Origin of the sequence: Pseudochelatococcus lubricantis (assembly GCF_042432495.1) — a bacterium.
Taxonomy (GTDB): domain Bacteria; phylum Pseudomonadota; class Alphaproteobacteria; order Rhizobiales; family Beijerinckiaceae; genus Pseudochelatococcus; species Pseudochelatococcus lubricantis.
Window position 1 is genome coordinate 88,036 of record NZ_JBHLXC010000001.1, and the last position, 23,587, is coordinate 111,622.

Sequence of the window (23,587 nt, forward strand, 5' to 3'; positions counted from 1 at the left end):
AACAGCCATGAAGGCGATTATTATCGGTGGTGGCATCGGCGGAATCATCAGCGCACTGACGCTGCGCTACCACGGCATGGACGTTGAACTCTACGAGCGCGCCGAGGGAAACCCGGAGATCGGCTCGGCCGTGCAGTTCACCGCCAATGTTACCAACATCTTCAAGCGCATCGGGCTGCTCGATCTGGTGAAGGCCTGCGGCTCGCCCGTCGAGGTGCGCAATATGCGCGAATGGAACACCGGCAACATAATCAGCACCAACCGGCTGGGCGACACCATCGCCGAGCGTGAACTGGGGTCGCCCTATCTGGTGTTCGGCCGTTCCGAACTGCTTGACCGGCTGGGTGAGCAGCTGCCCGCCGGTCTGGCCCGGTACGGCATGAGATGTGTAGCGGTGGAGCAGGATGACAGCGGCGTGCGCGCGGTCTTCGAGAACGGCCACGTCGCCACGGGCGATGTGCTGATCGGCGCGGACGGCATCCGTTCGACCGTGCGCCGTCTGGTGTTTGGTGAGATCGAGCCCGTGTTCTCGGGCAAGGTCGCCTATCGCGGCCTGATCCCCGCGGAACAGTTGCCCGATTTCGAAAGCTATCAGTGGACGGCAAATGCGTGGCCGGCGCCGGGGCAGTTCTTGCTGCAGAACTTTGCCGGGCGCAGGACCATCAACCTCAGCCTCTATCGCAACAACCAGCGGCTGGAGGACCTCGACACCGGCCACCGCACTGCGGTCGTGTCTATGGAACAGGTTCTTTCCTTCGTCGAGGGCTGGGAGCCGGCCGCTCGTGAATGGCTGTCCAGGTCGGCCGATTTTCTGCGTTGGCCGCTGTTCGATATCGAACCGCTCAACGCCTGGGCCAAGGGGCGTGTTGCGCTTCTGGGCGATGCGGCGCATGCCACGCTGCCGTTCATCGGCCAAGGAGCGGGGCAGGGCGCCGAGGACGCCAGCGCGCTGGGCGATGCGCTGGCGCACATGCCGGATGATCCGGTTGGCGCATTGAAGCTCTATGAGGAGTTCCGCCTGCCGCGCGCCTCGCGGGTTCAGCTCGAGTCGCGCGCGCGCTCCAATTACATGATGCTGAAGGACCCCTTCGCCATCAACCAGCGCAACTTGCAATGGCGCGAGGCGTCGAAGGCGATCACCGGCTATTTCGGCAATTCGGTCGACCACTGGATTCTGAACTACGATGTCGCGCGCGCCTTTCAGGAGCACGTCGCGGCCTGATCTTGCTTTCCGGGCACCGGTCGCCCCGGTTGCTGTCCCGCCCTTTCTTGTCCGAGAATATAAGGATTGCTACTATGACGAAGCCACGGATCGGCATAATCATCGGTTCGACGCGAGACAGCCGTTTCGGCGAGAAGCCGGCAAGATGGTTGCTTGAAGTCGCCTCTCGCCGCGACGACATCGATGTCGAGCTGGTCGATTTGCGCGACTACGACCTGCCTTTCTTCAACGAGGCGTCGTCGAATGCATGGCAGGCCTCGCAGGATCCCAAGGTTCTGGCCTGGCAGAAAAAGATCGGCGAGCTGGACGGCTACATCTTCGTTACTGCGGAATACAACCGTTCCATACCGGCCTCGCTGAAGAACGCGCTCGACCAGGCCTATGTGGAGTGGAACTACAAGCCGGCCGCCATCCTCGGCTACGGTGCGGTCGGGGGTGCGCGTGCCGTGGAGCATCTGCGTTCGATTACGGTCGAACTCTATATGGTGCCGGTCCGCTCCACCGTTCATATCAGCGGCACCGAGTTCTTTACCGTTTGGCACGGCGGCGGCGACCAGCCCATCACGGCGATCGAGGGCACGATCGGGCAGGGCACCCAGGAAATGCTGGATCAGCTTTCCTGGTGGGCCGAGATCACCAAGGCCGGTCGCGCCGCCCGGGCGCAAAAGTCGGCTTGACCGCTTGCGTCCAGCGTTTCCCGGAACCCGGCCGCCCGTCCGGCCGGGTTCCGCCATCCCGTCCGTCGACCGGCGTTTTGGCCGAGAACGAACTCATCGTTGGCAAATTTCTGCCAGCCAATCGACAAAAACGCGCACCTTGTTGCTGAGGTGCCGGTTCGGCGGATAGATGATGTGCAGCGGCTTCGGCGCCGTGCACCAATTCTCCAGCAATGGGACGAGGCGTCCATCGGCGATCGGCACCCGGGCCATGAAGGCCGGCAGCTGCATGATGCCGTGGCTGGCGAGACCGGCAGCGAGATAGCCCATGCCGTCATTGACGGCGATGGTATAACGCCCTGAGACTTCGATCGTTTCGCTGTGGTTCTGGTAGATCAGCGGCAGGACCCGGCCGCCGAGCGCCGGCCGGTAGGCCACGATCTGGTGGCCGTCCTCGATGTCGCGCGGATGGCGTGGCGTGCCGAAGCGGGCAAGATAGTCGGGCGTGGCGCAGGTGATAAGCTGCATCTCGCCGATCCGCCGGGCGATCAGGCTCTGGTCGGTGATCTCCCCGGCACGCACCGCGCAATCGAGATTCTCGCCGATCAGGTCGGCCGGGCGATCGCTCAGGCCGAGATCGAGCTGGATGTCAGGGTAGCGCGCGTTGAACTCGTGCAGCGCCGGGATGATGATCGATATCGCCAGCGCGGAACTGCAGTCTACCCTGAGCCGGCCACTCGGCCGCGCCTGTGCCAGGGTCAGGCTGGCGTCGAGTTCGTCGAGTTCCGACAGGAGACGGAGCGCCCGCTCGTAGTAGGCGGCGCCGTCCATGGTCACCGTCACGCGCCGCGTGGTGCGGTTCAGCAGCTTGGTGCGCAAGTGCCCTTCGAGCTGCTGGATCAGCTTGGTGACGGTCGGCTTCGGCATGTCGAGGATATCGGCCGCGCGGGTGAACGTTCCCGTCTCGACCACCCGCATGAAGGCCCGTATCGCTGCCAACTGGTCCATGTGATCTCGTATTGTTTCTGTACGTGAATAATGAATGAACGAATAGCCTATTTATTCCGGTGCGTCGATTCACTAATTTCTACCGCAACGCAACATCGAGGATAGGCCATGGCCGAGACCGCCGCGCAGGAGCTTCAGCCGGTTCTCTCCGTCTTCTGGCGGGAAGAGAGCCTGAACGTTCGTGGAGAAATCTTCTTCGGGCGTCTCTACGTTTCGGCCAAGGTGCCGGAGCACGCCGGCCTTGTGCTGCATCTGCATGGCGGCCACTTCAACAGCGGCTCGCCGGCGGAAGGGCAGGCGGTTGCGGCGGCACTGACCGAGGCCGGCGCAGTCGTGTTCTCGCTCTCCTATCCGCTCGCGCCGGCCCACCGTTTCCCCGAGACGCTCGAACTCATCTATGCAGCGCTTGAGGCCCTTGCCAGGGGGCGGAGCCGCTGGGTGGCCCGCGGCGCGCCGCTGTATGTCGCGGGCGAAGAGGCCGGCGGCAATCTCGCCGCCGCGCTCGCCATGATGGCGCGCGATCGCGGCGGCCCGGCGCTGGCCGGCCAGATCCTGCTTTCGCCGATGCTCGATGCTTGCCTCGCCACCGCTTCCCTGCGCGGTGCGCAGGCCGGCCCGGTCGGCTGCTGCTGGGCCGATGGCTGGGCCGCCTATCTCGGCACGCCCGAGCGCGCCGCTCATCCCTATGCCGCGCCGTTGCAGGCGACGCGCCTCGCCGGCCTGCCGCCGGCGTTGCTGATCAGCGCGCAGGACGACCCGATGCGCGACGAGGCGGCGCAATATGCGGCCCGCCTCGGCCAGGCGGGTGTCCATGTCCGTCATATCGAGCGCGCTGCGCCGACGCACTGGCCGCAGGCCTATGCGGATGCACCGGAGGAAGGCTCCTGCCTGTGCAAGACCTGTGGAGAGATCGCCGCCTTCTATGGGCGGACCGCGCCGTCCTGACGGCATCCCTTTCCAGCTATCCCACATCATTTTCGAAGAAGGACCGACCCCTATGATTCAGGGAACGAACCGTCGCGGCCTCGTGGCTGCCCTGACTGTCTCCGTCGCGCTGACCGCCATCGCCGCCTTCGCCTTTTCCGGCAGCCGCGCGCAGGGCGATGTCACCGCTGCTCCCGCTCCCGCCGTGCCGGTCTCCGTCGCCACGGTCGAGGCGCGTGAGATTGTGCCCTGGGCCGAGTTTTCCGGCCGGCTGGAGGCGATCGAGCGCGTCGAGCTGCGCTCCCGCGTTTCCGGCGTCGTCGAGGCCGTGCATTTCCGCGAGGGCAATCTGGTGAAGCAGGGCGATCTGCTCGTCAGCATTGACCAGGCGCCCTATCTCGCCGAGCTGGAACGCGCTCAGGCGCAGGTACTGGCCGTCCAGGCGCGCGTCGCGCTTTCCGAGAGAGAGCACGAACGCGGCCAGCAATTGATCGCCACCCGCAACCTGTCGCAGCGCGACCTCGACACCCGCGTCAACGCCCTGCGCGAAGCTCAGGCCAATCTGCGCGCTGCCGAGGCGGCCCGCCGCGTGGCGCAGCTCAACCTCGACTACACACAGATCCGCGCGCCGATCAGCGGCCGCATCGGCCGGCTGGACGTCACCGTCGGCAATCTGATCACCGCCGGCGGCCAGGTGCTGACCAGCCTGTTGTCGGTCGATCCGATCTATGCGGCCTTCAACGCCGACGAGCGCAGCGTGCTCGACGCGCTTGCCTCGCTGCCGGATGGCTCGCATGCGCTGGAGCAGATTCCGGTGAGGCTCACCACGGCGACGACCGAGGCGGCGCAGTTCAGCGGCCGTCTGCACTTCGTCGACAACGGTATCGATGGCGCCAGCGGGACGGTGCGGGTGCGCGCCCTGCTCGACAATCCCGACGGGCGGCTGATGCCCGGCCAGTTCGTCAGGGTGCGGCTCGGGCAGGCCAAGGCCGAGCCTCAGCTCGTCATCAACGAGCGCGCGGTCGGCACCGACCAGAACAAGAAGTTCGTCTTCGTCGTCGGCGACGACAGCAAGGCTGTCTGGCGCGAGGTCTCGCTCGGCTCGTCTCATGACGGGCTGCGCGTGGTCAATGCCGGACTGAAGCCCGGCGAGCGCATCATCGTCAACGGGCTGCAACACGTCCGGCCGGGCGCGGCAGTCGCGCCGGAACGGGTTCCCATGGCGGAGAAGAGCGAGTTGAAGAAGCCCGCGACCGAACTCACACAACGTTGAACCCATGGCGGTCGGCGGCCGCCGTCAAGCGGGGCCGCAGACGCAAGGCTACGTCGCTCGAAAGGGGACGCTCCATGAACCTCTCCAAGTTCTTCATCGACCGGCCGATCTTTGCGGCGGTCCTCTCCGTTCTGATTTTTCTGGCCGGGCTGCTGTCGATGAGGGCTCTGCCGATTTCCGAATACCCGGAGGTCGTGCCGCCGACCGTGGTCGTGCGCGCGCAGTATCCCGGCGCCAGCCCGCGCGTGATCGCGGAAACCGTGGCGACGCCGATCGAGGAGCAGATCAACGGCGTCGAAGGCATGCTCTACATGTCGAGTCAGGCAACGACCGACGGTGTGATGACTCTGAACGTCACCTTCCGGCTCGGCACCGATCCCGACAAGGCCCAGCAACTCGTGCAGAACCGCGTCAGCCAGGCCGAGCCGCGCCTGCCCGAGGAAGTGCGCCGGCTCGGCGTCACCACGGTCAAGAGTTCGCCCGACCTGACGATACTGGTGCACATCACCTCGCCGAACGGACGCTACGACGTGACCTATCTGCGCAACTATGCGTTGCTCAACGTCAAGGACCGGCTGGCGCGCATCGATGGCGTCGGCCAGGTCCAGATCTTCGGCGCGGGCGACTACTCGCTGCGTGTCTGGCTCGACCCGCAGAAGGTTGCCGAGCACGGCCTGTCCCCCGGTGATGTCGTGCGCGAAATCAGGGCCCAGAACGTGCAGGCCGCCGCCGGCGTGATCGGTGCATCGCCGAACGCGCCCGGCCTCGATTTCCAGCTCTCCGTCAATGCACAGGGCCGCCTCCAGTCGGAGGAGGAATTCGGCGAGATCATCGTCAAGACCGGCACCGACGGCGCGGTCGTTCGCCTGAAGGACATCGCCCGCATCGAGCTTGGCGCGGCCGAATACGCGCTGCGCTCGCTGCTGGACGGTCAATCGGCCGTCGCTGTGCCCATCTTCCAGGCGCCGGGCTCCAACGCCATCGCCATTGCCGACCGGGTCGACGCGGTGATGGCCGAAATCAAGCAGAACATGCCGGAGGACGTCGATTACAGCATCGTCTACGACACCACCCAGTTCGTGCGCGCCTCGATCAACGCCGTCATCCACACCCTGCTGGAGGCGGTGGCGCTGGTCGTGCTGGTCGTCATCGTCTTCCTGCAGACCTGGCGGGCCTCGATCATCCCGCTCATCGCCGTTCCGGTCTCTATCGTCGGCACCTTCGCGGTGATGTATCTGATGGGGTTCTCGATCAACGCACTCAGCCTTTTCGGCCTCGTGCTGGCCATCGGCATCGTCGTCGACGATGCGATCGTCGTCGTCGAAAACGTCGAGCGCAACATCGAGAACGGCCTTGCCCCGCGCGAGGCGACCTACAAGGCGATGCGGGAGGTGTCCGGCCCGATCATCGCCATCGCGCTGGTGCTCGTCGCGGTCTTCGTGCCGCTCGCCTTCATCTCCGGGCTCACCGGCCAGTTCTACCGCCAGTTCGCGCTCACCATCGCGATCTCGACGGTGATCTCGGCTATCAACTCGCTCACGCTCTCACCCGCGCTGGCGGCGCTGCTGCTGAAGGGCCACGAAGCGCCGAAGGATGCGCTGACGCGCGTGATGGACCGGGTGCTCGGCTGGTTCTTCCGCGCTTTCAACCGCTTCTTCCAGCGCTCCTCTGAGGCCTATGGCGGCGGCGTGCGCCGCGTGATCTCGCATCGTGCGGTCATGCTGGGCGTCTATGTCCTGCTGCTCGTCCTGACGGGTGTGCTGTTCAAGGCGGTGCCGGGCGGCTTCGTGCCGGGCCAGGACAAACAGTACCTCGTCGGCTTCGCACAGTTGCCGGATGCCGCGACCCTCGACCGCACGGAGGACGTGATCCGCCGCATGGACGAGATCGCTCGCAAGCATCCGGGCGTCGACCATGCGATCGCCTTTCCGGGCCTTTCGATCAACGGTTTCACCAACTCGTCGAACGCCGGCATCGTCTTCGTGACGCTGAAGCCCTTCGACGAGCGCAAGGACCCGTCCCTGAGCGGCGGCGCCATCGCCATGCAGCTCAACAAGGAGTTCGCCGGCATCAAGGAAGCCTTCATCGCGATGTTCCCGCCGCCGCCCGTGCAGGGGCTCGGCACCATCGGCGGTTTCAAGCTTCAGATAGAGGATCGCGCCGGCCTCGGCTATGCGGCCCTCGACGAGGCGACCAAGGCCTTCATGGCAAAGGCCGCGCAGGCGCCGGAGATCGCGGGCATGTTCTCAAGCTTCCAGGTCAACGTCCCGCAGCTTTATGCCGACATCGACCGCACCAAGGCCCGTCAGCTCGGCGTGCCGGTGAATGAGGTGTTCGACACATTGCAGACCTATCTCGGCTCGACATATGTCAACGACTTCAACAGGTTCGGCCGCACCTACACCGTGCGTGTGCAGGCAGATGCGCCCTTCCGCGCTCAGCCAGAGCATATCGGCCGGTTGAAGGTGCGCGCGAACACGGGCGAGATGATCCCGCTGAGCGCCGTGCTGAACGTCCGCTCCGACTCGGGGCCCGAGCGTGCGATGCGCTACAATGGCTTCCTCTCGGCCGACATCAACGCGGGGGCGGCGCCCGGCTTCTCCTCCGGCCAGGCGCAGGAAGCGGTGGAGCGCATCGCCGCGGAGACCTTGCCGCAGGGCTTCGCCTTCGAGTGGACCGAGTTGACCTATCAGGAGATCCTTGCGGGCAATTCGGCGGTGATCGTCTTCCCCGTGGCCATCCTTCTCGTTTTCCTGGTGCTTGCGGCACAGTACGAGAGCCTGACCTTGCCCATCGCGATCCTGCTCATCATCCCGATGGGTCTGCTTGCGGCGCTGACCGGGTTGTGGCTCACAGGGGGAGACAACAACGTCTTCACCCAGATCGGCCTCGTCGTGCTGGTCGGTCTGTCGGCCAAGAACGCCATCCTGATCGTCGAATTCGCGCGCGAGCTGGAATTCGAAGGCAGGACGCCGGTCGAGGCCGCGATCGAGGCGAGCCGGCTGCGCCTGCGGCCTATCCTGATGACCTCGCTCGCCTTCGTGATGGGCGTGGTGCCGCTGGTCATCTCGACCGGCGCCGGTGCCGAGATGCGCCAGGCCATGGGCATCGCGGTTTTCTCCGGGATGATCGGCGTCACCGCTTTCGGTATCTTCCTGACACCGGTCTTCTACGTGCTGATGCGCAAGCTGGCGGGCAACCGCCCGCTGGCCAGGCATGACGTCGAGGCGCCGGTTGCGCAGGCGGCGGAGTGACGGCCGGGTCGTACATCGTCATCGTTTAAAGCGTTTTCAAGCAAAGTGGATACCTGTTTGCATGAAGAAAGCGCGTAATATCAAAAATTTATATCATTTCGGCGTTTCAATGAAATGTCGAAATGCTATAGACCATTACTGCGTTTACTACGTTTTTTGAGACGCAATAATGGTCTATCTTTCTGTTTTGAAACAGCTTCAGGCGGAGGCGAGGTCGAGAGTCAGGACCGAGCCTGACAGGGGGGCTTCCTCCAGCACGTTCGCGGACAGGCGGATGCGTGCCGTGGTGATGAACAGCGTCTCGTTCGAGGGGCCACCGAAGCACAGGTCCGTGGGACGCGGGACGGGCAGGGTGATGCGTCTGTCGATCTCCCCGGAAGCACTCAGCCGCACGACCGACCAGCCGTCCCAGAGCGCCACCCACAGCCCGCCGTGCCTGTCGAACGTGATGCCGTCCGGGCTTCCGTCGCTGGCGGGAAACTCGGCAAAGGTCTCGAACGCCCCTATGCGGTGAGCCGCGGCGTCGAAGGCGGCGCGCAGGATGGCGCGACGGCCGGAATCCACGAGAAAGACTGTCCGGCCGTCCGCGCTCCAGGCCATGCCGCTCGGAACGGACAGGTTCTCGGTTGTGACCTCGATGCCGGTTTCCGACACGTGCAGAAGGGCACCCTCTCCGGGCCTGGCGCGAACGCTCATGAGAGCCAGCCAGAAGCCGCCCGACGGATCGACACCGCAACAGTTGAGGCGGCTTTCTCCCAGCCCCCTCGGCAAGGGCGCCGCAAGACGATGCTCGCCCGTCGCGATATCGAGACGGTGGACGCCGCGGCTGTCCGCGAAGACCAGCTCGCCGGGGCCGGACCAGCCGCAGAGCACGCCCATGTCGGGCTTCAGCAAGGTCCGGCTCAGGCCGGAGGCCGGCTCCGCGCACAGGATCGCGGGGCCGAGGATATCCGCCAGGAAGAGGTTCCCCGACGCCGGCGACCAGCGCGGCGTCTTTCCCAGCAGGGTATTGGCGGCAATGCAACGGGGCTCCGGCTGGCCCGGCTCCGCGGCCGGGCGGGCGCGCGGCTCGATGGACTGGAGCGAGTTCCCGGCGTTCGAGGTAATCCGCCTCGCGCAGTCGATGATCGTGGGGGCGAGTGCGTGCAGGTGGTCGGGCGTCAGCCGGCTCGTCGGGCCGGTCACGCCGATCGCCGCGATCGGCCGGCCGAGATAGTCGAGAATGGGGGCGGCGACGCTCGCCACCCCGTCTCCGCCCGTGCCGACGTGGATCGCGTAGCCGCGCGCGGCCGCACGGCGCATCACTTCGTCGAAGGGCACGTCGCGTCCGTCGGACAGGCGCGCGGTTGCGTGTGTCAGGCTGTCGTCGATCTCCGCGGCCACCTCCGGCCCCAGCTCGCTGAGGATCGCCAGGCCGAGGGCACCGGATGCGAGCGGTGCCGTCTGACCGATCGGCACGACTGATCGCACGCCGAACAGGCTCTCGCGCCGGTCCACGATCACGAAGTTGTCGCCCGAGCGTACGCCCAGAACAGACGCCTCGCGGCTGACCTCGCGCAGCCTGTCCAGCGGGCCGCGCGCCAGTGCTCGCAGGTCGATGTCCGCCCACGCCTTGTGTGCCAGTTCGAACAGATGGAACCCGAGGCGGAAGCCCCGCGTCTGGGCCTCCAGCTGGACGAGCCCCTTTTTTTCGAGCGCGGCGACGATTCTATGCACCGTGGGACGGGGCATGGCGAGATCAGAGGCGATCTGGCCGATGCTCAGTGGCTCCTGGGATTTCGAAATCAATTCAATGATGTCGAGGGCCTTCAGGAGAGCGCCAACACCTTGAGTGCCGGATTTTTCGGCCATCGTGAAAATCCTCCGTTGACAGGAACTCGGAATATGCCCTAGCGTAACCACATTATGGATATCACGTCCATAATGTGGACACAAGGGGCTGCAGTAGGGGGCGGAACAATATCCCGCTGAGAGAGCCCCCGCCGCAGGGAGGCCCGGCCCGGAAGGGGCGGGAGAGTTCGAGCGGCTTCGGGAGATGGAGGACGAAGTTGACTTTCATTAGCGGTATCAACCCAAAACTCGCGGTGATTGCCGAGGCCGCACCGTTGCGCGGGGAATGCGGCATCGGGGCGATGATGCCCTGGGCAGGCAAACTGTGGTTCGTGACATTCGTCGGCCACACCGGGCGTTCCGGCGCGGGCACGGGCCTGTATACGCTCGACGAGAACCTGAATCTCGAAAAACATCCGGCGAGCGTGGTGGGCACCTATGCCAATCGCTGGATCCACTCGGCCACCGACCAGCTGGTGATCGGCCCGCATCTGGTGGACGTCAACGGCAATGTCCGCACCATCCCCGACCTGATCCCGCACCGCCTGACCGCGACCATGGATCATCACGAGGATGTGGTGAACAAGGTCAGCTACGTCACGATGGAGGGGTTGATCCTGGAGCTGGACCTGCGCACGCTGGAGGTGAAGACCGCCTTCAACATGCTGCGCGAGCTGACGCTGCCGGTGGGCACCCAGCCGCATTTCAAGGCGGGATTCACTTCGAACGGCCGTATCATCGTGGGCAACAACACCTATGATGAGCGCGATCACAAGGGTGAATGGACGGGCGGCCTGCTGGCGGAGTACCATGACGGCAAATGGTCGATCCTTGAGCGCACCGGCTTCATGGAGGTGTTCGGCCGGCGCAATCTGGGCGGCACCATCTTCGCCATCGGCTGGGACAAGCGTTCGGCGATCATGCGCACGCTGATCGATGGCCAGTGGACGCGCTATCGGCTGCCGAAGGCGTCTTCGGGCTACGAATATTATTGGTCGCTCGAATGGACCCGTATCCGCGAGATGGAACACGAGCGCTACATCATCGATGCGAGCGGTATGTTCTACGAGGTGAGCCCGGTGAGCTACGAAGGTCGCGTCTGGGGCCTGCGCCCGGTCAGTACGCACCTGCGCGTCGTGCCCGACTTCACCATCTATCGAGGCATGCTGGTGCTGGGCGGCAACCAGATCTCGCCGAACATGGAACTCGACTGGTGGCGCTCCGACCGGACGGAGAACGAGGGTAAGGATGTCGGCGACACGCTCGATCTCGTTACCCGGATCGACAACAACCCGATCGCGGGCGAGCCGCAGACCGGGCTCTGGTTCGGCGCCATGGACGACCTGTGGACGAAATTCGGCAAGCCGAAGGGATGGGGCGGCGTCTGGTGGGAGGACGAGGTCAAGGGCGGCGTGCCGTCGGACCCGTTCCTGATGACGGGCTTCGAGCACAAGTCCATGCACCTGTCCAACGGCTCGGACCATGCCGTGACGATCCGTGTCGAGATCGACTTCCTCGGTAACGGCAGCTGGAAGACCTATGACGAGATCGAGCTGAAGCCGAACGGCTATGTCTCGCACGCCTTCCCGACCGGGTTCGGCGCGCATTGGGTGCGGCTGGTGGCTGACAGGGATGTCATTGCCTCGGGGTATTTCCACTATACCTGAACCTGATCCGCCCCGGCGAAAAGGCCGGGGTGGTCCAACAAGGGCCGCTCCCACGCCGGAGCGGTCCCGCCGCAGGGGTGCGGCCATTATAATCGTTCAGTTCTGGGACTTTGGGAGGAGACCGAGATGAACACCGGCAAAGGACTGTGCGGCCTGGTCGCCGCAGCCCTGCTGTGCGCGTTGGCGCCCGCCACGCTGCAGGCAGCACAGACGACGATCCGCATGTGGACCTTCTTCAACCCTGAGGGGACCACCGTCAGGGAAAAAGCGCTGGCGAAGGTCATCGCGAATTTCGAGGCAAAGAACCCCGACATCAGGGTCCGTACCGAACAGCAGGTCTGGGACCAGATGACGCAGAAATTCCTGGCTGCGAGCCGGGCGGGCAAGGCACCCGACGTGATCTGGGTGAACTCGGACCTGCTCGGCACCGTGATTCAGGCGAATGCCCTGGCGGACATCAGCGGCGCCTTCACGCCTGAGGACATGAAGGACCTGGACAACGAACTCGTCCGCTCGGCCTCGGACGGAGGGAAGGTCTATGGCGTCGGGCAATCCTATATGATCTTCGGCCTGATCGCCCGGAACAAGTTCCTGCAGGAGGCGGGCGTCGACCCGGAGGCGATCCGCACGTGGGACGACCTGGACGCGGCGGCGAAGAAACTGACCGTGGGATCGGGCAACGACGTCCGGCGCTGGGGCCTGTGCCAGGATCTGGGCATGACCAAGATCGATCCGGGCATCCTGCTCGCGCATTTGCTGACGGGCGAGGGCGCGCCCGCATTCGACAAGACCGGACGCGCGCACTGGTCTGATGCGCGCGGCGTTGCCGGAATCCAGCGTACCGCCCGCCTGATCGAGGCCGGTTCGAGCCCGCGGGAGGGCCTGAACTGGACCAATGATGAGATGTATGACCAGTTCTCCGCCGGGCGCTGCGCGATGATAACCGGCGCGAGCGTGCGCATCAGCGGCTTGCAGCAGGCGACGGGGGACGAGGACATCATCTTCATCCCCTATCCCTCGGATACGCCCGGCATGCCGTCGCGGCAGGCGATGAGCAACTGGACCACCTCCGTCTGGGAGGGCTCAAAGAACAAGGATGCCGCCGCGAAGCTCGTCGCCTCCATGGTCAGCCCCGAGGCTGACGAGGTGTGGGTAACGACGGGCGGCACGCTGCCCGCGCGCACCTCGACCGCGGCGGGGCTGACGGACTTTCTGGGCCAGAAATCGCACCGGTTCATGGCCGCCGCGACGGAGTACATCCGCACCAGCGGCTGGGTCCCGCCCTTCGGCGCGGATATCAGCGGCTACCGCGACGACATGAACCGGGCGATCCAGCAGGTTGTCATGAACGGAGCGGCTCCGGAGAAGGCGTTGCAGGAGGCCGAACAGGCCTACAATGCGCGCCACGGATACTGATCCGGCCTTTCTGCCCATCTTTGGAAGACGCCATGACGACAGGTGCTTATCCCGCCGCGAACCGGCGCCGGACCGACTACGGCATGCTTTATGTCGCGCCGACGGTGCTGCTGCTGATCCTGCTTCTCTACGGGCCGGCCGTTTCCGGCTTCTGGCAGAGCCTGTTCCGCCTCGACGGCGCCGACGCCGGCGCCTTCGTGGGGCTGGACGTCTACGGCAAGGTGCTGGCAGAACCTGGCTTCGGCAAGGTCGTGCTGTCCACCACGCTGTTCGTCGTCGGCTCGGTCATCGGCACGGTCGGGCTCGGGCTCGCGATCGCGCTCTACGTCAACAGCCTGGAGGAGGCGACGGCGCGTATCCTCCAGATCGGGGTCATCATTCCCTGGGCGATCTCGTCCGTGGTCGGGGCGCTGCTGTTTCGCTGGTTCTACATGAGCGACCTGGGCCTGTTCCAGGGGATGCTGCGCGGGTTCGGCCTGCCTGCCTTCGACCCCATGTCCACACAGGCGGGGGCGATGACGGCCCTGATCCTCTCCGCGGTATGGAAGAAGCTCGGCTTTGCGGTGATCCTGCTGCTTTCGGGATTGAAGGCCATTCCGCATGACTATTATGAAGCCGCGCGGATCGATGGTGCCGGCGCTTTCGCGCGCTTTCGGGAGATCACCGTGCCGATGCTGACCGGACCGCTGCTGATCAGCTCTGTCGTGCTCGGCATCGCCGATCTGAACACGGTCGAGCTGCCGTTGATCGTGACGGGAGGAGGGCCGCTCGACAGCACGACCACGGTGGCGCTGTCCATTTATCAGAAGGCATTCAGCCAGTACGATCTCCAGCGCGCGATCACGCTTGCCATCATCACCTTTCTCGTGAACATCGTCCTCGTCGGGCTCTACGTCCGCAGCGTCCGGGGACAGAGCGAATGAGTGCCGCCATGTCCCGCAAGCTTCGTTCCCGGCTGTCGCTGATCGCGTTTTCGGCCTTCATCATGATCTTCAATCTCGGCCCCATCCTGTGGGGCATCCTCGGGTCGCTGCGCCCGCGCGAGGAGATCATGCGTTTCCCCCCGCAGCCGCTGCCGTCGAGCCTGAGTCTGGAGCATTACGCCGCGATCGCGGAAAGCGGGTTCCTCGGCGCGGCACGCAACAGCCTGATCTACGCGGCCATCACCGTGGTCGTGGCGCTGGTCGCGGGCAGCATCGCGGCCTACGCGCTGGACCGGCTGCGCTTCGCGGGCAAGGCAGTCGTGATGTTCCTCGTGATCGCCGGCATTCCGCTCGCCAGCGGCGCAGCGGCGCTGATCGTCCCCAGCTACCTCTATATGACGTCTCTCGGGCTGAGCGATACGCCGTGGGTGCTGCCGCTGGTCTATATCGCTTACAACCTGCCCACGGCGGTCTGGGTGCTGAAGGGCGCGCTAGGCGGTCTCTCGCGCGAACTCGACGAGGCAGCCGCGATCGACGGGGCAGGGCGCCTGCGCACCCTGTTCGAGATACTGCTGCCGCTCTGCAAGCCAGCCATCGGTGCCGCCGCCCTGTTCTGTTTCGTCGGGGCCTGGAACGAATTCGTCGCGGGTTCGGTGCTGGTCGACAATCCGGATTTGCGGCCGGTGCAGGTCTCGATCTACCAGAACATGGGATATTTCGGTCGCGACTGGGGGCCGCTGCTGGCCGCGGCGACCCTCGCCATCCTGCCGATCATCGCCGCCTTCCTGGTCTTCGGCCGCCTGCTGATCGCGGGGCTGACGAAGGGTGCGGTCAAGGGCTGAGCCCGTCCCTGAAAGTGCCGTGGGAGGAACTGACATGGCCCATATCTCCTTCGAGAACGTCTCGAAATCCTATAGTACGCTGAACGTGATCAGGGATATCAATCTCGACATCCACGACGGCGAGATGCTGATCCTCGTCGGGCCGTCGGGCTGCGGAAAGTCGACCCTGCTGCGAATGATCGCGGGGCTGGAGAGCGTGTCCTCGGGTGCGATCCGCATCGACGACCGCGTGGTGAACGACCTCGATCCGCGCGACCGCGACATCGCCATGGTGTTCCAGAGCTACGCGCTCTATCCGCACAAGACCGTGCTTGAGAACATTACCTTTGGCCTGAGAATGCGCCGGATGGCGGGTGACGAGATTCTGCGCCGCGCGAAACAGGCCAGCATGGCGCTCGGCCTCGATGCCTATCTCGACCGGTATCCCCGCCAGCTCTCGGGTGGGCAGCGCCAGCGCGTCGCGATGGGCCGGGCGCTGGTGCGCGAACCGAAGGCCTTCCTGTTCGACGAGCCGCTCTCCAACCTGGATGCCCAACTGCGCGTGCAGATGCGCATGGAGATTCGCGCGCTTCAGCAGAAGCTCGGGGTAACCTCGGTCTACGTCACTCACGACCAGATCGAGGCGATGACGATGGGCGACAAGATCGCCGTAATGAACCGGGGAGGCATCGAACAGATCGGCACGCCGCTCGATATCTATGACCGCCCGGCGAACGAATTCGTTGCCACGTTCATTGGATCGCCGATGATCAATCTGCTGGACGCCGAGGTCCGCGGCGACGGGCGCAGCGCCGTGACACCCGGGGGCCTCGTGCTTTCGACCGGCACGGCCGCGCTGTCGCCGGGCGAAAAGGTCAGGATCGGCATAAGGCCCGAGCACGTCCGGCTGGGAGACGACGGCGCCCCTGGCATCGTCGAGGCGGTCGAGCAGACGGGGCTCGACACGCTCGTGCTGGTGCGGACGTCCGGCACGGCGATGCGGGTGCTCATCCGCGAACGACGCTATATGGAGCGGGGGCAGAAGGTTTTGCTGTCGCTCCCGCCCGCCGACATGCATGTTTTCTCGTCCGACACCGGCGCGCGACGCTGACCGGGGCCTCTCGCTCCGGGGTGCGGATGAGGAACGACTCAACATGCACGCAACACCCTGCCATTCGCCGCCGCCACGGATGGCGGCGGCGATCATGAGCGACGAGGCGTGGCCCTGTCCCGAGTTCGTACAATAGACTGATATATAAAGGAAAAGATTGTTTTCCCGAGGCCCGTGGCTGTGGCGGGATGACGGTGCCGGCTTCGTCGGGCGGTGACGGCCTCCGCCCGGCGGCCCGCGCCGCCGCCTCGCTCGCCGTCCGCCCTTCGAGCCATCCGGGCGCTTCGGGGCCTTCAACAACGGCTTGCGGAACATCTATGGATATTGTTGGCCGCGAGTGCGGCAAATAACGAATAAGTCGATTGCGTCAATGGCCCTACCATTACGGTGCCTGCGCCGGTATCCCATGGCAGGACACCGCGTCGCGCCACTGACATCCCCATCGACCGGGACGCCGCTTTTCGGCACGGCTGCACAGAAATCCGGAGGTCCCGTGGGCGATTACTCTCATCAGATGAAGAGCCGCGTCAGGCGGCTTCTTCATTATGCCGAAAGCTCCCGGCGTACGAAACTGGGTATCGGGGCCATCGTGCGCCGGGCGGCGCGCTGGCTTGAACTGCGCTCGTTCGGGCTGACGCCGGAACATTTCACGGGGGCGGAAGGGCTGCGCGCCGCGCTTGCGGTCGCTTTTCCGCTCGTCCTGATCATCGGAAGCAGGCAATACGAATTCGGCTGGGCGGTCTTCGCGGCATTCTGGACCTGTCTTTGCGACAATGCCGGACCGGACCGTCTCCGCCGTTTCCTTCTGGCGGTTTTCGTCTGCGCGGGAACGGCGATTGCCTTCGTCGGCTCGTGGGTGGGGTCGTTCGGCACGCCGGAGGCGCTCGCCACCGGCCCGCTGCTGGTTTTTCTGTCGGCGCTGCTGCCTTACCGGCTGGCGCAGGCGGGGACGCTTTCCGTGCTGCTCGGTGTGGTTGGCGTGGTCGCCATCGGCTTTCCGCTGCCGTTCGAGGGTGCGGCGAAGCTTGCGCTTTCCTTCCTTCTGGGGAGCGCGTGGGCGTACCTCCTCATCAATGTGCTGTGGCGCATCGACGCCTGGCTGCCGGTGCGGAAAATGACATCCGCGGTGTTTTCCCGTTTGTCGGACATGATCGCCGAAATGGTCGCGACGCGGGACGGCAGCCATCCGGATGCCATCTGGCACCCCGGACATGCGGAGCACCGCCGGTCGGTGCGCATCGGCCTTGAGCGTCTGCGCCAGCTCCTGTCGCGCTACAAGGGAGAGCCGGATGAGGTGTTGCGCCCCTTCCTGCTTTTTCAGGACGCGGCGGAAACATTGTTCAGCGCCGCGATCGCGCTGGAGCATGATTTCGTCGTCAGGGAAGGCCCGGCGAACGAACGGGTGGTGGCGGCACGCGCCATGCTGCATGCGGTCGTCACCTGCCAGATGGCTATAGATGGCGGCGAGCGGGGACAGGCCAGTCTTCGGCGCCAGATCGGGCGACTTCAGCGCAGCCGCTCCGTCATGTCGGGACAGCTCCCGATCGGCTGCCTGATCGCGGCGGAACAGGCCCTGCGGCTGCTGGTGAACGATCCGGAAACCGAAAGAAGCGCTTCCGGGGCGCCTCTTCCAGAACTGCCCGAGGCCGCGAAAACCGGATTGAAATCCGCGCTGCAGCAGGCGTTGAGGCAGGCGTCGGGCGTCGTGGCCGTCTACTATGTCGCGACGGTGTTCCGGTTCGGTTATCCCTACTGGGCGACGATGGCGGTGATCGTCGTCATGCAGGGCGCGGCGCGCATGACGTGGACACGCGCGCTGGAGCGCATATTCGGAAGCCTGCTCGGCGGTGCGGCGGCGCTGTCGTTCCTGCTCCTCGTCACCCATCCCTATGCGCTCGCGGCGCTGGCGGTGCCTCTCGCGGGCGTATCGATAGCGCTGCGGAGCGTCAACTATACCGTCTTCGTCCTGTTCCTCACCATGCTGTTCGTCATCGTGACGGAACTGCTCCAGCCCGGCGTCGGCATCGCTTCGGCCCGCATTCTCGATAATACGGTCGGCAGCCTGGCGGCTTTGCTTGCCGCGCTGCTGCTCTGGCCGAAATTCGACCCGCCCCTCGCCACGATGATCGGCGACGGGATGCAGACCAACCGCGACTACATCGACGCGGTCACGTCGGGACGGGACGAGACGGCCATCTACGCGGCACGCCGCCGCGCGGGTCTGGCAAGCACGACCGCCGAGGTGGCCCTGCATGACCTCGGCGGCCTGCCGCGCCGCTGGCAGAGATTGTCGAACGAGGACGCGGCCGCGCTTCGCAAGCTCAGGCTGCTCGCCGGGGAAGCCGCCGCCGCCTGGCACCGCCGTCTGGCCGCGGAAGAACGCAGTGGCACGTGAGCATCAGCGTTTCGGGCGCCGCATCCCGGCCGAGAGTTCGGAGGCGGCTGCCCACAACTCGCCGAAATCGTGGATCAGACGGTCCGGCGACAGCGCGGCGACGGGAATGTCCGAGTAGCCGAAGGGAACGGCGATTACGGGCATGCCGGCCGCGCGGGCGGTGGCGATGTCCGTGCGGGAATCGCCCACCATCAGCGCGCGGCGCGGGTCCGCCCCCGCGCGTTCGATTGTCAACGTCAGGTGGCGCGGGTCCGGCTTGCGATAGGCAAAGGTGTCGTACCCGCAGATAGCCGCGAACCGGTCGCCGATACCGAGCAGGTCGAGCAGCTTGCGGGCCTGGTCTTCGGCCTTGTTGGTGCACACCGCCAGCAGCCAGCCTTCCGCCCGGAAACGGTCGAGCGCCTCCGGAACGCCAGGAAAGAGCCGCGTGTCCCGCTTGAGATTCCGGCCGTAGAAGCCGAGGAAGCGCTGGAACCGCGTTTCCAGAAGGTCTGCCGGGCTGCCGAAAACGCCGGCTTCCCGGAAACCGCGCTCGACCATGGACCGCGTTCCGGAGCCGAGCAGGCGTCTCGCCCTCTCGGACACGAGCGGCGGCAGGCCCTCTGCCTGCAGCGTGGCGTTCAGCGCGGCGATCAGGTCGGGCGCGGTATCGGCGAGCGTGCCGTCGAGATCGAAGACGACGATCGGACGCGCGCTGTCAGACACGATACCGGTAAACCGGATGGAAAGGCTCGCTGGCATGGTTCCGCTCCTTCTTCGTCGATCGTCCCATGAGTGACTCGTCCTTTGGCTGACGGTCCGGTCCGGCTGCGTTCAGTGCCGTGAGAAACGCTTGCGTTCCGACGGACCGAACAGGATCACGTCGTAGGGCGCCGCCGTGTCGGAGACCTCCATGCCCGGCGAACCGGCTGGCATGCCGGGAACGGCGAGACCCGTCGCCGCAGGGCGTTCACGCAGCAGGCGCCGTATGTCCCCGGCCGGCACGTGCCCCTCGATGACGTATCTGTCGATGACCGCCGTATGGCAGGAGTAGAGGTCTTCGGGCACGCCGAACTGCGCCTTGACCGGCGTCGGGTCGTCCCGGAGCCGTTCGTTCACTGTAAAGCCCGCCAGACGCATATGCTCGATCCATCCTCCGCAGCAGCCGCAGTCCGGGGAGCGGAAGACGTCGACCGCCGGCGGCGCGGCCAGTGCGAAAAATGCAAGGCCACAGGCAATCGGGACGGCAAGATTGATCGACACGACGCCGAGCAGCACGCGGCGGGTGAGTTTGCCCATGGGTGATCTCCTCTTTCGTTTCCATGGCCGGGCCTCGCCACGGCGCGGCCATGGCGAGGTTCGCGGAGATGTTCGTCAGAAGACATTCATGACGACGATCGTCAGCAGTGCCATTACCAGACGCGAGACGGCGTAGCCCGTCGCATAGCCGATGACCGGCACGTTGCTCTTCGCCTCCTGCTGGAGGGCGCCGAGGGCGGCGGTCGTGGAGCGCGCGCCGGCGCAGGCTCCGAGCATGATCGCGGGGTGGAACTTGAACACGTAGTGTCCAAGCAGCAAGCCCACGACGAGCGGCATCAGCGTCACCAGCGTGCCGGCGAAGAACAGCGTCAACCCGTATTGCTGGATGCCGCCCACGAAACCGAGCGCCGCGTTGAGGCCGATGCAGGCGATGAAGCCGTTGAGGCCGACGTTGTTGAACACCCAGATGGCAGGACCGGGAATGAAGCCGAAGGTGCGCATGGTCGAGCGCAGATAGCCGCAGATGATGCCCGCCACGATGGCGCCGACGGCGGTGCCGAGCGACAGCGGAATGCCTCCGATATGGATCGTGATCGCGCCGATCAGGCTGCCGACCACGATGCCGAAAGCCATGAAGGCCATGTCGGAACGCTCCACCGGACGGTCGGCGTACCCCATTTCCTTGGCGATCTTGGCGACGTCCGCCTTGGCGCCGAGGATGGTCAGCACGTCGCCGCGGTGGACTTCCATCTCCTCCCGCATCGGCATCACGGTGTCGGAGCGGGTCAGCTTGAGCAGGAACACGCCGCGGCCCGGCTCGCCGAACAGGGTGCGGATGACCTCGCCGAGCGTCCTGTTGGCGTAGGCCTTGTTGGTGACGACGAGATCGAGCTGTTCGGTGGAGAAGTCGAGCAGCGCGACGTCCTTGAGTTCCGGCCCGAAATCGTCCCGGTAGGCCAGCAAGGCGCCGAGACCGCCGGAGACGGCCAGAATGGCCCCTTCGGTCAGCACGGTATCGCGCGTGCACTCCACGATCGCCTCATCCCGGCCCGCGCGCATACGGCGGATGAAGATCTCGTTGTTGAACATCTTTTCGACCTGCTCGACGGTCTTGCCCAGAAGCGCGCTGTTGGTGAGCTGCAGGGCGCGGGCGGAGTATTCGCGATAGGCCGTCGTGCCGATCCTGGCGCCGCCGTTGGCGCGCTCGTAATCCGCGCTGACCTTGGCGAGATCGAAGCCGAGCAGCCTCGGCGCGATGTTGGCCAGCAGCACGGCCGAGCCGATGGTGCCGAAAGGATAGGTCACCGCGTAGGCGACCGGCAACAACGCCAGGGACGCTCTCAGGTCCGCCTCCGCAAGGCCGGACTGGTTCATCAGATCCGCGGCGACGCCGAGCACGGTTGAGTTGGTATAGCCGCCCGACAGCAGACCCGCCGTGAGCGCGGCATTGTAGCCGAGGAGCTTGCCGAGCACGATCGCGGTCGCAGTGCCGACGAGGCAAAGAATGATCGCGAAAACGACCTGAGGCAAGCCATCGCTTTTCATGGCACGGATGAACTGCGGGCCAACCGCGTAACCGACCGCGAACAGGAACATCGCGAAGAAGGTGGACTGGAGCACGGTCGGCAGCGTGATGCCGATCTGTCCGACCAGCAGCCCCGCCAGCAGCGTGCTTGTGACGACACCAAGGCTGAACTTGCCGAGACGGACGTTTCCGAACATGAAGCCGATGCCGATCGTCAGGAAGAGCGCAATCTCCGGGTACTTTTGGATGGTTGTGACGAAGTAACTCATGACGGATCCTTCGGAATGCCCGGCCGAGACGGTTCGTATTGTCTCGACCGGACGAAGAAGACGCTCAGTAGGTCGGGTTGTAGAGCAGGTTCTCGATCCACGACCGGATTTCGGGAGGCCGTTCAACCGTGGCAAGGCCGGAATCGAACATGTATTCGACGATGCGCGTGGCTGTGGTGATCTCCGTTTCCATGATCTGGTCCTGGCTCGGATAGAGCATGCCCTTGGCCTGGAGCGACGGGCCGATCTGATCGGCCGTTGCGTGGGCGGCGACGATGAAGCACTCGTCGTTCAGTCGGGTCGGACGCGCGGCGTAGGTCGCAAGGCCGATGGCCGGGTAGATGTAGAAATTGTTGGCCTGTCCCGGGCGATAGGTCTTGCCCTCATAGACGAACTCGTCGAACTGAACGCCGGCCGCGAACAGCGCTTTGCCCTTCGAGTAGGTGTAGGCCTGTTCCGCCGTACATTCCGCCTTGTGGGTGGGGTTGGAGAGGGCGAAGATGATGGGCCGGGGCGTGTGCCGCGCCATGGTTTCGATGACTTCCCGCGTGAAGGCGCCGGCCTTGGTCGACACGCCGATCAGCACGGTCGGCCTGAAGCGCTCCACCACGTCGATGAAGTTTTTGGAGGGCGCCTCGTCCTGCGCCCACGGCTTCTGCGCGTCCGTGAGGTCCGTGCGCGAGGATTCGATGAGGCCGTTGACGTCGAACAGGCGGATGCGCTTGCGGGCTTCCTCCGCCGAAAGTCCCAGGGTCTGCAGCTCGGCGGCGATCAGCTTGGAGATGCCGAGACCGGCGGAACCGGCGCCGAGGAACAGGATCCGCTGATCCTGCAGCTTGCCGCCCGCCTGCTTCAGGCCGGCGGAGATGCCCGCCAGAGCGACGGCGGCCGTGCCCTGGATGTCGTCGTTGTAACACAGGACCTTGTCCTTGTAGCGGTCCAGCATGCGGATGGCGTCGGTGCCCTTCCAGTCCTCGAAGTGGACGCAGCAGCCCGGGAACACCTCGTTGACGGCCTCGATGAACTCTTCCGTCAGCTCGTCGAGTTCCTTTTCCGGCAGCGGCGCCTCGCGGGTGCCGAGGTAGAACGGGTCGGCGCGCAGGTGCTCGTTCGTCGTGCCGATATCGAAAAGGACTGGCAGCAGAACCTGCGGGGGAACGGCGGCGCAAGCGGTGTAGAGCTGCAGCTTGCCGATCGGGATACCCATGCCGTTGGCACCGATGTCGCCGAGGCCGAGGATGCGGCCGCCCGTCGACACACAGACGAAACGCACATCCCGTTGCGGCCAGTTACGCAGCACGTCCGCGATGCGGCCCTTCATGTGGCGGGTGATGTACATGCCGCGCGGGCGGCGATAGAGGTTGCCGAAGGCTTCGCAGGCATCGGCGACCGTGGGATCGTAGAGGATCGGGATGAAGCGCTTGGGGTCGGACATGACGGTCTTGTAGAAGACCGTCTCGTTGCGCGCCTCAAGATCCATGAGATAGTTGTACTGGTCCAGATCGTCCTTCAGGCGGCCGAGGTGATCGAGAACGCGCTCGACCTGCCGGTCGAGCGTTTCAACCGCGTGCGGCAGCAGCCCCTCCAGCCCGAGCTGGTGGCGCTCCTCGCGGGTGTAGGCGGTGCCCTTGTTCTGGACGGGATCGTGCAGCAACGTCAATCCGATGTCATCGCTGTCCTGGCTCAGTTCCGCGTTGGTGACGGTGATTGCAGCCATTATTGAACTTCCTCTCCTGTGCGTGTCCGCGAGCCGCGACGTCCACTGCCGGGCTCGCCTACACCTTTGCAACGCGGGTGCCAGGATGAGATTTTCTATCAAACTATTGATAAATAAAGATTATTTTAAATTATTAGCCGAATGCTCTCCGGCATTCGGCCGATTTCCCGAAAATCGCCGTTTTCCGGTTTTCGGGTATCCGACCACGGCGCTTCCGCGGGCCGATAAATGGCTGCGGGAGGATGGAAAAAGGGAAAAATCCGCGCCAGGAGCAGGTCTGCGGGTCAACATGTCGCAGGGATGCCGTTGCCGGTTGGCAGCGGCTTGGAAAACAAAA

At 65.1% G+C, this 23,587-nt stretch carries 17 protein-coding genes; 11 read left to right on the forward strand and 6 right to left on the reverse strand.

Annotated elements, in window-relative coordinates:
- The first annotated feature begins 7 nt into the window (after positions 1 to 7).
- Both ACFFJ7_RS00385 and ACFFJ7_RS00390 read left to right on the forward strand, forming a co-directional pair.
- Positions 8 to 1,222, forward strand: coding sequence for an FAD-dependent monooxygenase (locus ACFFJ7_RS00385; RefSeq protein ID WP_377590168.1), 1,215 nt, complete (start codon positions 8 to 10; stop codon positions 1,220 to 1,222).
- A gap of 74 nt (positions 1,223 to 1,296) precedes the next feature.
- On the forward strand, positions 1,297 to 1,899 hold the full coding sequence (locus tag ACFFJ7_RS00390; protein WP_166953608.1) for an NADPH-dependent FMN reductase: 603 nt from the start codon (positions 1,297 to 1,299) through the stop codon (positions 1,897 to 1,899).
- Positions 1,900 to 1,992: 93 nt separating this feature from the next.
- Here ACFFJ7_RS00390 and ACFFJ7_RS00395 read toward each other — a convergent pair whose 3' ends face one another.
- The gene (locus ACFFJ7_RS00395) at positions 1,993 to 2,886 is read right to left on the reverse strand and encodes a LysR family transcriptional regulator (protein WP_166953610.1); all 894 of its coding nucleotides are present in this window, start codon (positions 2,884 to 2,886) and stop codon (positions 1,993 to 1,995) included.
- Between the two features lie 108 nt (positions 2,887 to 2,994).
- On the opposite strand from ACFFJ7_RS00395, the gene ACFFJ7_RS00400 reads away from it, so the two are divergent.
- The 3 genes from ACFFJ7_RS00400 to ACFFJ7_RS00410 all read left to right on the forward strand — a co-directional run bounded on the left by ACFFJ7_RS00400 (position 2,995) and on the right by ACFFJ7_RS00410 (position 8,337).
- Positions 2,995 to 3,831 (forward strand): alpha/beta hydrolase fold domain-containing protein, encoded by an 837-nt coding sequence (locus tag ACFFJ7_RS00400; protein ID WP_377590171.1) that lies wholly within the window; start codon positions 2,995 to 2,997, stop codon positions 3,829 to 3,831.
- Positions 3,832 to 3,883: 52 nt separating this feature from the next.
- A complete protein-coding gene (locus ACFFJ7_RS00405; protein ID WP_377590173.1) occupies positions 3,884 to 5,083 on the forward strand; it encodes an efflux RND transporter periplasmic adaptor subunit in 1,200 nt (399 codons plus the stop codon).
- Positions 5,084 to 5,157: 74 nt separating this feature from the next.
- Positions 5,158 to 8,337, forward strand: coding sequence for an efflux RND transporter permease subunit (locus ACFFJ7_RS00410; RefSeq protein ID WP_166953616.1), 3,180 nt, complete (start codon positions 5,158 to 5,160; stop codon positions 8,335 to 8,337).
- Positions 8,338 to 8,535: 198 nt separating this feature from the next.
- Here ACFFJ7_RS00410 and ACFFJ7_RS00415 read toward each other — a convergent pair whose 3' ends face one another.
- The gene (locus ACFFJ7_RS00415; RefSeq protein ID WP_166953618.1) at positions 8,536 to 10,188 is read right to left on the reverse strand and encodes an SMP-30/gluconolactonase/LRE family protein; all 1,653 of its coding nucleotides are present in this window, start codon (positions 10,186 to 10,188) and stop codon (positions 8,536 to 8,538) included.
- A 197-nt stretch (positions 10,189 to 10,385) separates the two neighbouring features.
- Between ACFFJ7_RS00415 and ACFFJ7_RS00420 the strand changes: the two genes are divergently transcribed.
- From ACFFJ7_RS00420 to ACFFJ7_RS00445, 6 genes are all read left to right on the forward strand, one after another.
- Positions 10,386 to 11,834 carry a hypothetical protein gene (locus ACFFJ7_RS00420; protein ID WP_166953620.1) on the forward strand — a complete coding sequence of 483 codons (1,449 nt, stop codon included), beginning with the start codon at positions 10,386 to 10,388 and terminating at the stop codon, positions 11,832 to 11,834.
- A gap of 126 nt (positions 11,835 to 11,960) precedes the next feature.
- On the forward strand, positions 11,961 to 13,250 hold the full coding sequence (locus ACFFJ7_RS00425; RefSeq protein WP_166953622.1) for an ABC transporter substrate-binding protein: 1,290 nt from the start codon (positions 11,961 to 11,963) through the stop codon (positions 13,248 to 13,250).
- 32 nt (positions 13,251 to 13,282) lie between these two features.
- Positions 13,283 to 14,173, forward strand: a complete 891-nt coding sequence (locus ACFFJ7_RS00430; RefSeq protein ID WP_166953624.1) for a carbohydrate ABC transporter permease — start codon at positions 13,283 to 13,285, stop codon at positions 14,171 to 14,173.
- 8 nt (positions 14,174 to 14,181) lie between these two features.
- Entirely contained in the window at positions 14,182 to 15,015 is an 834-nt protein-coding gene (locus ACFFJ7_RS00435) for a carbohydrate ABC transporter permease (protein WP_377590179.1), read from the forward strand.
- Between the two features lie 34 nt (positions 15,016 to 15,049).
- Positions 15,050 to 16,105: an ABC transporter ATP-binding protein gene (locus ACFFJ7_RS00440; RefSeq protein WP_377590181.1), complete on the forward strand. Its 1,056-nt coding sequence runs from the start codon at positions 15,050 to 15,052 to the stop codon at positions 16,103 to 16,105.
- Between the two features lie 493 nt (positions 16,106 to 16,598).
- Positions 16,599 to 18,500: an FUSC family protein gene (locus ACFFJ7_RS00445; RefSeq protein WP_377590183.1), complete on the forward strand. Its 1,902-nt coding sequence runs from the start codon at positions 16,599 to 16,601 to the stop codon at positions 18,498 to 18,500.
- 3 nt (positions 18,501 to 18,503) lie between these two features.
- Here ACFFJ7_RS00445 and ACFFJ7_RS00450 read toward each other — a convergent pair whose 3' ends face one another.
- The 4 genes from ACFFJ7_RS00450 to ACFFJ7_RS00465 all read right to left on the reverse strand — a co-directional run bounded on the left by ACFFJ7_RS00450 (position 18,504) and on the right by ACFFJ7_RS00465 (position 23,250).
- Positions 18,504 to 19,241 (reverse strand): HAD family hydrolase, encoded by a 738-nt coding sequence (locus ACFFJ7_RS00450; protein ID WP_377590185.1) that lies wholly within the window; start codon positions 19,239 to 19,241, stop codon positions 18,504 to 18,506.
- 72 nt (positions 19,242 to 19,313) lie between these two features.
- Positions 19,314 to 19,778, reverse strand: a complete 465-nt coding sequence (locus tag ACFFJ7_RS00455; protein WP_377590187.1) for a DUF411 domain-containing protein — start codon at positions 19,776 to 19,778, stop codon at positions 19,314 to 19,316.
- Between the two features lie 75 nt (positions 19,779 to 19,853).
- A complete protein-coding gene (locus ACFFJ7_RS00460) occupies positions 19,854 to 21,533 on the reverse strand; it encodes an aspartate:alanine exchanger family transporter (protein ID WP_377590189.1) in 1,680 nt (559 codons plus the stop codon).
- Positions 21,534 to 21,597: 64 nt separating this feature from the next.
- Positions 21,598 to 23,250, reverse strand: a complete 1,653-nt coding sequence (locus ACFFJ7_RS00465; protein WP_377590191.1) for an NAD-dependent malic enzyme — start codon at positions 23,248 to 23,250, stop codon at positions 21,598 to 21,600.
- Positions 23,251 to 23,587 lie beyond the last annotated feature (337 nt).